This is a genomic window from Aquimarina callyspongiae (assembly GCF_034322225.1).
Taxonomy (GTDB): domain Bacteria; phylum Bacteroidota; class Bacteroidia; order Flavobacteriales; family Flavobacteriaceae; genus Aquimarina.
On the sequence record NZ_JAXLPA010000009.1, the window covers coordinates 1 to 15197 of the forward strand.

A 15197-nucleotide genomic window follows, 5' to 3' on the forward strand; every position below is an offset into this window, starting at 1 on the left:
ACGGGTGCAACCGGAGCAGCAGGTGCTGATGGAACTAACGGAACAAATGGTACTGATGGAGCGACCGGGGCAACCGGAGCTACTGGACCAACAGGCGCTACTGGAGCAACGGGTGCAACCGGAGCAGCAGGTGCTGATGGAACTAACGGAACAAATGGTACTGACGGAGCGACCGGGGCAACCGGAGCTACTGGACCAACAGGTGCTACTGGAGCAACGGGTGCAACCGGAGCTACAGGTGCTGATGGAACTAACGGAACAAATGGTACTGATGGAGCGACCGGGGCAACCGGAGCTACTGGACCAACAGGTGCTACGGGTGCAACGGGTGCAACCGGAGCAGCAGGTGCTGATGGAACTAACGGAACAAATGGTACTGATGGAGTGACCGGGGCAACCGGAGCTACTGGACCAACAGGCGCTACGGGTGCAACCGGAGCAGCAGGTGCTGATGGAACTAACGGAACAAATGGTACTGATGGAGCGACCGGGGCAACCGGAGCTACTGGACCAACAGGTGCTACTGGACCAACAGGTGCTACTGGAGCAACGGGTGCAACCGGAGCAGCAGGTGCTGATGGAACTAACGGAACAAATGGTACTGATGGAGCGACCGGAGCTACTGGACCAACAGGTGCTACTGGACCAACAGGTGCTACTGGAGCAACGGGTGCAACCGGAGCACAAGGTGACCCTGCAACGGATGATCAAACACTTTCTACCGATGGAACCCCTGGAAATGTTTCTATAAGTGGAGGAAATACTGTAAATCTAAATGTAGTAAGCACCGATGCTAATAATGAAATTACTGCTGGTACTGATAACGGAGCTTTCTTCGTTAGCCCTGTTAAATCAATGGGGAAAGTTTCAGGTAATGGAACTGCATTAAAAATATTAAACGCTACGGTTTCAAGATTAAACGAAGGAGATTATCAAGTTACATTTACTTCAGCAATGCCTGATGCAAACTACATTATCCAATTATCTATCACAGATTGTAATGGAGATTGTCCTGGGAATACTGGTGCTAATTATGATGATCCTGGTATAACTTATTACAACCAAACAACCACAGGATTTAGAGTTAATATTGGTGATAGTGATAATGGAACTAATCAAAAAGATGATATTGATTTAGAATTCATGTTTACAGTATTTGATTTTTAATTTATAAGAAATATTATATCACTTATCTTTTATTAATTCTATCAAATCAAATATTCAAAAATTGGAAGGGAAAAAGTAGAACATATCAAAATGAAAAGAATTTTAATTGGCATAGTAAGTCTTATTATTTCATTCTCCGGATATTCTCAAATTGATGCTAATTCATTAATGGGATTACCTACGGCTGCAGATTTAACAGAGATAAATGCTATTGTTAGCCCAAATATAGGATCCGTTGTATTTAATTTAAATGACAACGAAATATACCGATTTACTAGTACTGGATGGCAACTAAGCACGGATAATCAAACGCTTTCTCTCTCTGGTAGCACTTTATCTATTTCAGGGGGAAACAGTGTGGTTCTTCCCAATGTTACTACATTTTATACTGCTGATGGTACTTTGACAGGAACGCGAACCGTAAATGGAGGAGGAAATTCTTTAACTTTTAATAATTTAAACGCATTACAACTTAATGCTACAAATATTCAGGCATTTAGCAATCAAGCTTTTCAGTTAGGTTCTATAGGAAATGTAACTCAAATATCGGGTGCATCAGGCATACAGCTTCAAGATGATACTGCCGTCCAAGGAAATATTAGCGTAACAGGTAGTTTTACAGATAGTAGCGGTGATGCTGGTTCATTAAACCAAGTACTTTCTTCAACTGTTACGGGAACGAACTGGGTTGACGGATCAAGCTTCGATACAGATGATCAAACTGCTTCAGAAGTTAATTCTGATACTCCTATAGATGTAGATGGAGACGGTGCTACAGAAGCGACCGTTGAAGATGTTATACAGGATATTGCTCCTATAACTTCCAAAGCTGCTAGGATATTCTACCCTCCATCAATTGCTATCGATGCATCAACAATTGGGAATAACAGAACGGTAGATCTTTATCAAGAATATATTACTCAGTTTGGAACGCCAACTGCAGCAAGTAATGGAGCTCCAGCAGCGATACCGACTTATTCCAGAAGTGAATTATATTACTACGTGACTTTTGCAGATCCCGTAGTTTTTGGGCCTCCTGCCAATATTTCTATTGGAGGAACTGGAGATGGTGCTAATGAAGGTGTTATGACATATGATATTATTGCAACTCCTCCAGATTTTAATACTTTAATCAATGTTGTATTTGTTGTTAAATAATTAAGGTATTCCACATGAAAAACCCACGTTTTTTGACATATCGCATTCTTTTTCTTTTTGTTTTTATACCTCTACCCTTTATTAATGCTCAAGATACCTATTCTGATACTTTTAGTACTGTAGCTTATAATAATAGTGACGGAAATCAAGCCTGGACCACAAGTTGGATTGAAAGTGGAGATGATGGGACTCCTTTTGGAGGTAGAATATTTGTAAGTGGTTTCAATGATCTCGAAATTTTTAATATGGATGGACGCAGTATTAGTAGAACCATTGATTTATCTGCTTATTCCTCCGTTACTCTTTCTGTACAATATTTTTTAATTGCCGGAAATGAAGTAGTTGATATCGATTTATTTAATAATACTACAGGATTATGGGAAACTGTGTTAACCACTGGAAATGGATTTGGCACAACACTTACTCATACACTAACTGCTTCTCAAATCTCGTCAGGCTCTGCTATTCGGTTTATCTCTGGAAGTGGAAATTGGCAAAATTTTGAAACGGTAGCAATGGACAATGTTTTATTTACTGGAACTATTGCCAATCCTCAACTTTCGATTAGTGATGTTACTGTAAATGAAAATGCAGGCACTGCTAATCTAACAGTTAGTCATACAGGTTCAAGTACTTCTGGTAGTTTTACTGTAGAATACTCTACAGCCAACAATACAGCTACTCAACCAGGAGATTATACTGCAACGGGAGCTCCTGCTCCAACAATCACTTTTTCTGGAACAAGCCCTGAAAATCAAACGTTGACAGTACCCATATCAATTATTGATGATAATTTTGCAGAACCTACAGAATCCTTTTTCGTAAATCTTGCTAATGTTAGTGATCCTTCTGTTACCATTACAGATGGACAAGGAGAGATCACCATTACTGATGATGATAATGCTTCTATTGCAATCAATGATATAACAGTTAACGAAGCAGATGGAACAGCCACTCTAACGGTTACTCTATCTGGGGCTAGTGTTTCTGGTGGGTTTACCCTACCCTTTACTTTTGCTAATGGCTCTGCTACAGATCCAGCCGACTATACTGCTGCTGGTGCTACTGGTTCTCCTTTAACATTTACAGGAACTATTAATGAAACACAACAAATTACTATTCCTATAGTAGATGATACTGATGTAGAAGCAGATCATAACTTCTTTATTAATTTAGGAACTCCTAGTAATACCATAGTAACTGTAAGTGATAATCAAGGTGAAGTAACCATTCAAGATAATGATTCTGCTATAACTATTGATGATGTTTCGGTTAACGAAGCTATAGGAACCATGACATTTACGGTTTCTCATACAGGTTCGAATGCAGCTGGAAGTTTTACTGTAAATTTTGCCACTGCTGATAACTCTGCCTTAAATGGTCCTGACTATGTTGCTACAACAGGAACACTTTCTTTTTCAGGAACTGCTCCTGAAACAAGAACTATAACCGTCTCTATAGTTGTGGATGCTCTTGCAGAACCAACAGAAACATTTTTTGTGAATTTAAGCGGTATAAGTGATCCGTCGGTTGTTATTACTGACGCGCAAGGAATAGGAACTATTACTGATGTTATACCTGTAAATCAACCTTTAACCCTTTTTGATGAATTTAATGGTAGATACGACTATGCACTAACTGGAGGAACATTGAGAGACAGTGATGCTAATACTTGTTCTATTACTACCTCATCATCAAACACATTAACTACTACTATTCCAGGTACTGCAACAATAGAAAGAGCTTTATTATTTTGGGCGCATTCTGGTGCTACTCCTGACGTAAACGTCACTTTTGAAGGGCAAGCAATTACAGCTAACATTGTAAATCAAGCAACTTTCGGTACTCAACCATATTTTGGAATGGTTAGCGATGTAACCACTTTAATACAAGGTATTGCAAACCCATCTACTAATACTTATGATTTTTCAGGACTTACAGTGGATAATACAAATAACACCTTTTTTTATTGTGGAGGAAATACTACTTTAGGTGGTTGGAGTTTAATGATCTTTTATGAAGAGCTTAGTTTGCCCGCTGTTAGTATTAATTTGTACAATGGTTTTGATGGAGAACAAAATGCCACTACCAACTACACGCTAAGTGGATTCTTTGCGATAGGCTCTGTTGGTTCTAAAACTTCGATACTTTCCTGGGAAGGAGATCCTGGAACAGATAACAATGAAATACTATCACTTACAACAGGTTCTGGGACTAATATATTAAATGGAGATGGTGATAATGATGGAACTCCGAATAACCCATTTAATTCAACAATTTTTGATAATACCGTTGCTCCCATTGTTAATAATGTAAATGGTAGAGGAATAGATCTTGATACTTATGACATTTCATCCTTTATTGCTCAAGGAGAATCTACAGCTACTACTAACATTCAAGTAGGTGGAGATTTTGTTATTCTTAATGCTGTAGTTCTTAAAGTGCCAAGTAACCTTATGACAGGTACTGTTTTTGAAGATATTAATTACCCTGGTGGAGCTGGTAGAGATCTAGTTACTTCTTCGGGAGCAGGCGTTCAAGGAGTAACTGTAGAACTTTATAATAACTCTGGAGTTCTTGAAGATTCTGATGTTACTGATATCAATGGTCAATATAATATTGGAGGGATGGCCAATGGTGATTATAGCCTTAGAGTTGTAAACAACACCATTAATTCTACACGTGGCGGAGGTTCTACCTGTGTCTCTTGTTTACCAGTACAAACTTTTAGAAAAAATTTTAGTTCAAGTACCTTATCTAATGTTACCAATGAAATTGGTGGAGCAAATCCTTCAGCAGAAGATGTTGCTGCTGGTATATTGACAGGAGCTCAAACCATATCTAGTGTTTCTATTCTTGCAGAAGGAGCTGTAGATTTAGATTTTGGTTTTAACTTTAATACAATTGTTAATACCAATTCTGATGGACAAGGTTCCTTAGGGCAGTTTATTATTAATGCAAACGCTCTAGACGAAACAGGACTAGACATAGAAGCTAATAGTATTTTTAATCCAGCAGCTGGAGAAGATACTTCTATATTTATGATCCCTCCAACAGGAGACCCTCTAGGAAGGACAGCTGATACTAATTTTGGAAGTGGCTTTTTTGATATTAATCTTCCGAACAGCACACCTTTGAATGCCATCACGGGAGATGCCACTCACATAGATGGTAGAACTCAAACGGCTTATTCTGGAGACACTAATATAGGAACGGTTGGATCTGGAGGAACCACTGTAGGAACATCTGCTACTACTCTACCTAACTATAACCTTCCTGAAATCCAAGTTAGAAGTGATTTTGGAGATGTATTGCAATTGCAAGCCTCAAATGTAGTTTTACGTAATCTAGCCGTTTATGGTGGCAATAGAAGAGCCATTAGACAAGATTCTGGCACAGACAATCTAATAACTCAAAACCTAATGGGTGTTAATGCGTTAGGTGTTGTTGGGACTGTTGGTGTAGGTGGTTATGTAGATGATGGTTTTGAAATTAATGGAGGTGGTGTAACTTTGGATGGAAATTATATAGCATCCAATACAGATTTCGGAATCTCTATAAACGGCGGAACTTCAACAATTATTCAAAACAATCAAATTTCAAATAATGGTTTTAGAAATTGTGAATATAACATACGTGCAGTTAATGGAAGTGGTATTGTAATACAAAACAATCTTATTGATGGATCAGCTGCTTTAGGTATATTTGACGATCAAGGAAATATTACTATTACTGAAAATACTATAACTACAGCCGGTAGTGATAATAGCTGTACAGAAACCAGTGGAGTTCTATTAAATAATAGCAACACATCAGTTACTAACAATATCATTAATAATAATGGAGGCTCTGGGATCAATTTGACAGGGGGAAACACTTCTGGAAATCTTATTTCTCAAAATTCCATTTTTGCTAATGGAACCATTACACCATCATTAGGTATTGATATAAATAACGATGGCGTTACTATTAATGATAATGGCGATATTGATAACGGTCCTAACGGAAGTACTAATTTTCCTGTTTTTGAAACTGCTACAATTTCAGGAACATCCCTAAGAGTTGTTGGTTGGGCAAGACCAGGCGCTACTATTGAGTTTTTTGTGACTGATATAAGTCAAGGTACGGCTACGGCAGGTGATAATCAATTAGGTTTATCCCAGGATTATGGTGAAGGGCAAATTTATTTAGGCTCTGCTATCGAAGGGAGTGCTTCTGACGGTGACGCTACAGTATCAAATTATATTGACGCCGATGGTAATACCGATAATACTAATAGATTTGATTTTAGCATTACTTTACCCTCCAGAATACCTGTAGGTAGTATCATCACCACAACAGCGACAATATCCAATTCTACATCAGAATTTGGGAATTCATTCTCTTTAAGGGCGGCAACAGTAATTACCAATAGAAAGATTACTTACAGAGTAAACAGAAATTAAGGCGACTCGATTTTATTTCTTGTTTTTTAAAGAGTGCTATGTAACTTATTTAAAAACTCTCTTAATCCATAAAAAATCTCTACTATTTTACGCTCTCTATTCCTAATTGCCTGTGTTAAAGGTTTATCCAAGTAAATATCTCTAAAATTTAGCATAAATTATTAGCATAATTGTTATTTTATTCATTATTTTTCGTCTCAATACTGGAAATATCAATTTGAGCACCCAACAAATTGCATTTTTTATAAAAAAAGAATGAAATTTCCCGTAATTACTATAAACACATTATTTTGAATCGTAAACACAAAAACACCTTTCGTCGTCAAAAACAGGTCATTCACCGACATAAAACGTAATTCTTCTGAAAAAAACGCGTTTTGTTTTGTTTTTTTTAACTATATTAGCCGTATAAAAAATACTGTAAAACCATAATTGCAATGTTACCCCAAAATATCTCTTTTAAAAACCTATCCACATTTTTGTTACTGATTTCCAGTATAACCCTAATGTCACAAGAAGCTTTCCATAATTTTGGAAGTGTACAAATCCACGATCAAGGTCAAATCGGATTTCATGTTGACGTAATTAATGATGGAGATTTTGATCAAAATGTAGGATTAGCTGGTTTCTACAACCCAACTCAGAATATTACTGTTTCAGGTACTAACAGACCAATTTTTCATGATATGGAAGTTGATGTTCCTAATGATCTTATATTAGAAGTTGGAGTTGGAGTAAATAACTTTCAAGAATTTATTAATGGTAGAGTTCAAACGCCTAGAAATGATCTTAATGTATCTTTAGACTATATTAATGATGCTCCGTATTTGGGAGCAAACGATGATCGATTTGTTGACGGGTACGCATCTACAACTGGTGTATTAGATTTTACTTTTCCAGTTGGAGATGATTTTAGGTTAAGACCTATGCGAGTTGAAAACAATGCGGCAGTTAATACCGCTAAAGGAGCCTATTTCTTTGAAAACCCAAATTCACCTAATTACTTTTCTGGAAGTTTTGATACTAACAATTTTGGTGACTTACTATTTGGTATCAGTATATTTGAGTTTTGGGATTTAAATGGTGATGTAGAAACTTCAGTGACCCTAACCTGGGATGATAACAGTAATATCCCAACTCTAGTAGATGATCTAAGTGATCTAAGAGTTGTAGGTTGGGATGAAAATCTTGGTCAATGGGTTAATTTAGGAAACATTAGTACCACTGGAGATCTTAATAATGGAGAGATTACTTCATTACCTTTTGTTCCAGATAATTATGTAGTATTAACATTTGGTACTTCTAGTTCATTATTAGATGGTGATTTAGAAATATTTACAGCAATTTCTCCTAATGATGATGGTCTTAATGATACTTTCATTATTCAAGGATTAGCTCAATTTCCAGATAACGAAGTATTTATTTACAACAGATGGGGAGTTTTAGTATATCAACAAGATAAATACCACGAAGTACAAGATACATCTAGAGGATTTAGAGGAGTATCTGAAGGTAGAGTTACTATAGCTAAAAACGAAGAGTTACCAGTTGGAACTTATTATTATATATTAAAAATAAGAGGAGAAAAAGATAGAGCTGGCTACGTTTACATCAACAGATAAAACACTAATACACAGATAATAAGAAATTACTAGGATAAAAAAACAATGTTTTGTTTATCATTTTTTGATAAATACTAAACAGTTATTAATAAAATCCAAAAAAGGCGGAAAAAATATGTTAATTAACATGCTTTTCTCGCCTTTTTTGGGTTACATTAAGTAAATTAACTATATAAATATCAGGTACATATCCTCACCCCACATTGTATACCTGTCGCCCCAAAGTGAACCAATAAACATTTCTTTATTAATCACTTCTCTAGTATTATTTCGTAAGAAATCAATACATCTTTAAAGGTTATTAGACGTACGGCAATATCCTCGAAAGCTTACTACAATCGTCAATTTAAAGACACTTAGAAATAAGTATGTACTCTTATTCATTTGATTAAGGCCTCAAGTCGCATGCTACATCTAATATTAAAGAATCTATTATTCTTTAAATGAACTATTATTTACTTAAATCAACAATTTGTTTACTCATTATTTAGAATAAATTAAGAGACAGTACTCTGTAGAACCAATTCCCAAATTACCTATGAAACCGACTATATTATTAGCTTTGGCATGGCTTTTTATTGCCTGTGCCGCAGAAGATGACTACATCCCTTTAAACATCGAACAAGTATTTGTTGATGCTCCAGAAAAAACAATTCTCGTAGACATCATTTATGTTTTACCTTCTCACAATCCAAATCAAAATATTTATCAATTAAATGAACAGGAATTCATTAAAACTCTTAATGGTTCTTATTTTCATAGAAATGATATCGGTCTTGTTCTAGGAAATACTCTAAATCTTGTTAGTGATGAACTTTATGATTTAAAAGACAACAGAAATAATGAGTTAAGTACCTTTTTATCAGAAACCCAGAGTTCTTATCGTCCCGACAGATTAAATATATATATTATGAAAAGATCTAATACTATAGCTCTAGCAGGTTTGGGAAGTAATAAACGAGTACTAATAACAGACGAGCATATTCATAAAACAACCAGTCCTCACGAAATTGGCCACTCTCTTGGCCTACATCATACATCTACAGAAAGCAACATAATGTGTTTGGTTAATCCATATTTAAGAAGAAATTTTAATCCTTCACAAGTTGCACAAATGAAAAACCGCATCACTGAAATAAACGAAGCAGATTAGCCCCTTAATAATGTAACACCCGAACCTTAATTTTAATCAGCAAAGATTATAGGTTTTGGGTGTTATTTTTTTTTATTAAGACACTATACTACATCGATTTACATATAATTATTTATATCTATTAAACCTTCTTTATCAAGAATCTTTCTTCAATTAGATTTAAATAATTTAACAACACTTCAAAATCTATATATTCCCTCAAAAAAACCGTACAACGTTATTAAACAATGAATTAAATCGTCTTTTGCTAACTATTTTAACAAATAATTAGTAAATTCAAGAAAAAATACGTGTATGAAAAGATTATTACCCCTAATTTTAACCTTATTTTTTTCTAATATTTACGCTCAACTAGATGTCAATTCGGTTCTAGGTCTCCCCACAGCAGCTACCACTGTAGAAATGAACAGTGTTACCGGTGCTTCTACAGGATCTCTTCTTTACAACCTAGAGGTTGGAGGTATATTTGTTTTTGACGGCACAAATTGGGTCGGCGCTAGTAATGATAATTGGTTAGTAACTGGTAACAACGGACTACCAACTACTTCTTTTTTAGGTCACACCGATGATGTTGCCATGGAAATCAGGTCAAATAACTTACCTATACTACAATTCGGAAGAAGGCAAACACTTGGATTAGTTCAGGGTTTCCCTGATTATACTGATAATGATCAACCACTGGTACATGTAAATGGAAACGGTAGTACTTCAGCCCTTCAATTTGCTTCTTCAGGAGCATCCTTTTACAAGCCTATGTTTTTTACAACTACCAATGGAAGCTTTAGACTAAAAGGAAGTTCTGGAGGTACTGATTTATTCGAAATTGGATCGGCTGGTCCAGCAAATGATGGGCGATTAGAGTTTATTGTTGGAGATGATGGTCCTGAACCTATTATATTTAAACGTTATGATTATCGACGCGGGCAATTTAACCGTGAGTTTTTTAGAGTTCAAGGAAGTAATAATACTGCAGATGCCACAACCAGGTTTGGTATTAACTTAAACCCTCAAGAAGTACCTGTAGATAGTGATTATGATGACTCTTCTGTAGGTTTTAATATTGCCAATTCTACTCTGCAACTTGAAGGTTCTTTTTCTACTTCTATATTTAGTACTACAGGAAATTTAACTTTAACAGAAGATCACCATACTATTCTAATAACCGGAACTCATAACATCACCTTGCCAAATGCTAATACTTGTGAAGGAAGAGTTTATGTAATAAAAAACAGTACCAATAATAATAGAACAATTAGTACGTATGTCGATGTCACCAATACAAACCAAACAACAATTAATGCTCAGACCATATTACGCATTAAAAGTGATGGTACCAATTGGGAACAAGTTAATAATTCTGGTGGATCAGGAGCAGTTACTGTAGTAAGTACTGATGCTAATAATAGTATTACCTCAGGTACGGATAGCGGAGCGTTTTTTGAAAATCCAATAAAGGCTATGGGTAAGGTTGCGACAAATGGAACGCCCCTAAGAATACAAGGAGCTTCAGTTGTTAGAAATGGTGTAGGCAATTATACTGTTACTCTCAATACCGCACGAAGTACTGATGATTATATTATCCAATTAACGGTAAATGACCCAAGTGTTTTTCAGTCATCAATGCAAGTTACTGCACAAACCACTACAACATTCACTGTGCAAGCTTATGTAAGACTTAATTTCAATACTACTCTATTTATAGATGATGTAGATTGGTATTTTACTGTTACGGATTTTTAAATTTAAAGCTTTTTCACAAAGTGATGCGCCCATATTTCATATCCTTCATTAAGATAAAACTTATGTGAAGGATAATTAACCACATAACTATTTAACTCTGAAGTTTCACACCCTTTGCTTTTCGCATAGTCATATATCCAGGTAAACACCTTCTTCCCTATTCCTTTACCACGATGATCATCTTCAATATAAACATGATCAGGTTCGCAAGATCGTCCAGCATAATGTCTAGTCATAAACCATAATCCAAAAACACCAATCAACTTATCTTCAGAATACACTCCCCAACATTCATAATTCTGATCAAACATTTCATCAAAACGCTCAATTAATATTTCATCAGTAAGCTGATGATTCATTAATTTCTGAATCAAGGGTAATGCTTTAGGAAAATCTTGTTTTAAAATTTTGTGAAATGCTAAATCCATATGGTGATTTTCTGCAAAAATAATTATACATTTATCTCTACTATCAAAAGAATTCATAAAAATTAAAAAAGTGCAAAACATTAATATTTTAAGAAGTTTTCTACTTTTAAAATTATACTAATTAAAACCATTACAATGAAAGACAAATCAGGAAAAACACAAGATCTGATTGATAAAAAATTTCTAGAAGAACGCAGTGTTTTTCTATGGGGTCAAGTCGATGATAAATCTGCAAAACACGTAATCGATAGATTAATGTATCTAGACATGATCAATGACAATGAAATTAAACTATATATAAACAGCCCAGGAGGTTATGTTACTTCAGGATTTGCTATGTATGATACCATAAAAGCATTAAAAAGTCCGGTTTCAACCATCTGTACAGGTTTAGCCGCCTCTATGGGTTCTATTCTTTTAAGTGCCGGTGAAAAAGGAAAAAGATTTATTCAGCCTCACGCTAAAGTAATGATTCATCAACCTAGTGGTGGTGCAAGAGGACAAGCTTCTAATATAGAAATACAAGCTACAGAAATTCTTAAAACCAAAGAATTGAGTGCTCAGATACTTGCTGATAATTGTGGCCAGGATATAGAAAAAGTATTGAAAGATTTTAATCGGGATTACTGGATGGATGCACAAGAATCTCTTGATTATGGTATTATAGATGGAATACTTGAATAGGTAATTTCAACTAAAAGTAAAATCATTACTTTCGGTTAATATGTTAAGACGAAATTTTATAAAAATTAATGCTTTTGGGTTTATTGGCCTCTCTATGTCTTCTTTTTCATTATTTCAATCTCAATTTTCTAAAGATGATCTAATGGGAAAAAGTAATCCTACTCTTTATGGAGAAGGATATAAATTACGAAAAGAGGCCTTCGAAGCTTTTATAAAAATGAAAACCGAAGCTGCCAAAAATGGATTTAAGATTAAAGTCGTCTCCAGTTATCGCAATTATGCGCATCAAAATAGGATATGGGAACGTAAGTATAAAAAATTTACAGCAAATGGGTTATCTCCTATACAAACTATAAAAAAAATAATAGAATACTCTACAATTCCTGGCACATCCCGCCATCATTGGGGTACTGATATTGATATAGTAGATGGTAATCCTCCTCAACCTAAAGGGTTATTATTAGCAGAAAACTTTGAAAGCGATGGTCCATTTTGTAAGTTCAAAGAATGGTTAGATGCTAATGCTAATCACTATGGCTTTTATTTGGTATATACCGACAAAAAAGAAAGAAAAGGTTTCAAATATGAACCTTGGCACTATTCATATGCACCACTTTCAAAACCCTTATTGAAGTCTTATCAAAAACTCGATATTCAAACCGAGTTACAGAAGGCAGATCTAATGGGAAGTAATCATTTTACTAAGGATTTTATCCATAAATATATTGATGAAAACATATCTGACATCAACCCAAAATTATTATAATACATACTAAATTCGCTATATTTAAGTTAATATAAAGCAAACCCCAATTCAAAAATATAATGCTAAAAAGGTATTTCTTAGTGATAGTTTCCTGTTTGACAGTACTATCCTGCTCAAAATCCGATGATTCGGATACAATAGAATTTGTAAATGAAATTTCAGTGGCTGATGAAATTTTAAGATTAGTAAACGAACATAGGCAAGGTTTAGGTTTATCGGCCTTAGCAAAAAATCAAACCGCAGAAAATCTGGCAGTAGATCATACAAATTATATGATTTCAAAAGATCAAATTAGCCATGATCATTTGAGCTCGAGAGGAGAAGAATTAAGTAGTAAAGAAAATGCTACTGCTGTTGCAGAAAATGTTGCCAGCTCCTATCCTACCGCTGCTGCTGTTTTTGAAGGATGGCTTAACAGTTCTGGTCATAGAACAAATATTGAAGGTAACTATACCCATATAGGTATAGCCGCTATAAAGAATGGGCAAGGAAAATATTTCTATACTCAATTATTTTATCGCTAACCATGCATGCTTAACTATGCTTGTTAGCACTTTGCAGGTTTATTAAACCTACAATACCTCTAGTAGTTGCTTACTATAAGTGTTTCATACATTTTATTAGTAAGCAACTTTTTTATTTAGTAACTTTAAAAAGTAAAAAACAAGAATAAATGAGACGTGGTGGTTTAAAAATCAGGATTTTAATAGGACTGGCTATAGTTGCTTTTGCATTTATAAAAAAATGTAACAATAAAACCTTAAATCCATATACTCAACGAGTACAGAATATAAACATGACCAGCGATCAGGAAATCGCTATTGGATTACAAAGTGCTCCCGAAATGGCTCAACAGCATGGTGGATTATATCAGGATCAAAAGTTACAAGGTTATATCGATCAAATAGGATATAGGTTAGTGAGTTCAAGTATGGCAAAAAACACTCCTTATCGTTATGAGTTTCATTTATTAGCTGATCCCAACACAATAAATGCTTTTGCACTACCAGGTGGTCAAATATTTATCACATATGCCTTATATTCAAAATTGCAAAATGAGGATCAAATAGCAGGAGTTTTGGGTCACGAAATAGGTCATGTTTTAGGACGACACTCTGCAGAACGAATTGCAGAACACGAGTTCTGGAAAACTATATCAACAGGGGCATCAGTAGGTGCTGATGCAGGCGGAATTGTAGGTAGTATCGGTCAAAATGTATTATTAGGCAACGGACGTGATGATGAACTTGAAAGTGACAAGCTTGGAGTTCAATTTATGATCAATGCCAATTATAACCCAGAAGAAATGATTGGTGTAATGAAAATTTTGAAAGATGCTGCTGGTCCCAATAGAACCCCAGAATTTCAAAGTACACATCCTGATCCCGATAATCGTATAGAAAAAATTAGAGAAGCTATTAGAGAATATAAAGGACAATAAAAAAACTCTGTTTATGCGATCACAAACAGAGTTTACATACATCTAATGTTAAACCTGATATAAAATCAGGGATAAATTGCTATGACAATTCCTTAAGTAATGCCATTGCTTCTTTTGCGTTAGATAATTTTGCAAATTTCATTGCATTGTATCCTTGGCCATCTTTCGCTTTAATATTAGCTCCTTTCTTCACTAATAACTTGATAATATCAACACGATTATAACGAGCAGCATACATTAAAGGTGTCATACCTCTAGATTTCTCGTTTACATCGCTACCAAGTTCAATCATTTTTTTTACAGTGACTACATCCCCTTTTACTATTGCCATACAAAAGGTATTTACTTTTTGTACAGTTAGATCATAATTATGACTTTTAGAAGTCACCTTTGCTTCAGCATTTACACTAAACAAAGAAATACACATAACCATGGCTATCATGGCTAAAGCAGTTTTTTTCATAATACTCTTAATTTTACGGGTTAACTTATTGGCTTACTATAATAAAAGACTACACTACCCCAACTTTCGTTACCTTCAAAAATCCAAATAACAGAACTTTAACCTTTTCTAACATAATATTTTCATAAAT

The 15197-nt window shown here is 35.1% G+C and carries 12 protein-coding genes; 10 read left to right on the forward strand and 2 right to left on the reverse strand.

All coding sequences use genetic code 11. The features are described from left to right. From U0D62_RS24365 to U0D62_RS24390, 6 genes are all read left to right on the forward strand, one after another. On the forward strand, positions 1-1167 hold a 1167-nt coding region (locus tag U0D62_RS24365), incomplete at its 5' end, for a hypothetical protein (protein WP_322289975.1). Positions 1168-1257: 90 nt separating this feature from the next. Next, entirely contained in the window at positions 1258-2325 is a 1068-nt protein-coding gene (locus U0D62_RS24370) for a hypothetical protein (protein ID WP_322289976.1), read from the forward strand. 14 nt (positions 2326-2339) lie between these two features. Beyond that, positions 2340-6770, forward strand: coding sequence for a beta strand repeat-containing protein (locus U0D62_RS24375; RefSeq protein WP_322289977.1), 4431 nt, complete (start codon positions 2340-2342; stop codon positions 6768-6770). Between the two features lie 437 nt (positions 6771-7207). Continuing rightward, positions 7208-8392 carry a gliding motility-associated C-terminal domain-containing protein gene (locus tag U0D62_RS24380; protein WP_322289978.1) on the forward strand — a complete coding sequence of 395 codons (1185 nt, stop codon included), beginning with the start codon at positions 7208-7210 and terminating at the stop codon, positions 8390-8392. Between the two features lie 538 nt (positions 8393-8930). Continuing rightward, positions 8931-9545, forward strand: a complete 615-nt coding sequence (locus tag U0D62_RS24385) for a matrixin family metalloprotease (RefSeq protein WP_322289979.1) — start codon at positions 8931-8933, stop codon at positions 9543-9545. 294 nt (positions 9546-9839) lie between these two features. Further along, complete coding sequence (locus U0D62_RS24390) at positions 9840-11285, forward strand: hypothetical protein (RefSeq protein ID WP_322289980.1); 1446 nt, start codon at positions 9840-9842, stop codon at positions 11283-11285. 2 nt (positions 11286-11287) lie between these two features. Here U0D62_RS24390 and U0D62_RS24395 read toward each other — a convergent pair whose 3' ends face one another. Beyond that, positions 11288-11713, reverse strand: a complete 426-nt coding sequence (locus U0D62_RS24395; RefSeq protein ID WP_322289981.1) for a GNAT family N-acetyltransferase — start codon at positions 11711-11713, stop codon at positions 11288-11290. A 135-nt stretch (positions 11714-11848) separates the two neighbouring features. Here U0D62_RS24395 and U0D62_RS24400 point away from each other — a divergent pair, with 135 nt between their 5' ends. From U0D62_RS24400 to U0D62_RS24415, 4 genes are all read left to right on the forward strand, one after another. Beyond that, positions 11849-12397, forward strand: a complete 549-nt coding sequence (locus U0D62_RS24400; protein ID WP_322289982.1) for a ClpP family protease — start codon at positions 11849-11851, stop codon at positions 12395-12397. Positions 12398-12437: 40 nt separating this feature from the next. Further along, entirely contained in the window at positions 12438-13163 is a 726-nt protein-coding gene (locus U0D62_RS24405) for a M15 family metallopeptidase (RefSeq protein WP_322289983.1), read from the forward strand. 59 nt (positions 13164-13222) lie between these two features. Next, on the forward strand, positions 13223-13687 hold the full coding sequence (locus tag U0D62_RS24410) for a CAP domain-containing protein (protein WP_322289984.1): 465 nt from the start codon (positions 13223-13225) through the stop codon (positions 13685-13687). A gap of 149 nt (positions 13688-13836) precedes the next feature. Continuing rightward, positions 13837-14604, forward strand: coding sequence for a M48 family metalloprotease (locus U0D62_RS24415; RefSeq protein ID WP_322289985.1), 768 nt, complete (start codon positions 13837-13839; stop codon positions 14602-14604). Between the two features lie 79 nt (positions 14605-14683). Here U0D62_RS24415 and U0D62_RS24420 read toward each other — a convergent pair whose 3' ends face one another. Then, positions 14684-15067, reverse strand: a complete 384-nt coding sequence (locus U0D62_RS24420) for an ankyrin repeat domain-containing protein (protein ID WP_322289986.1) — start codon at positions 15065-15067, stop codon at positions 14684-14686. Positions 15068-15197: the final 130 nt, after the last annotated feature.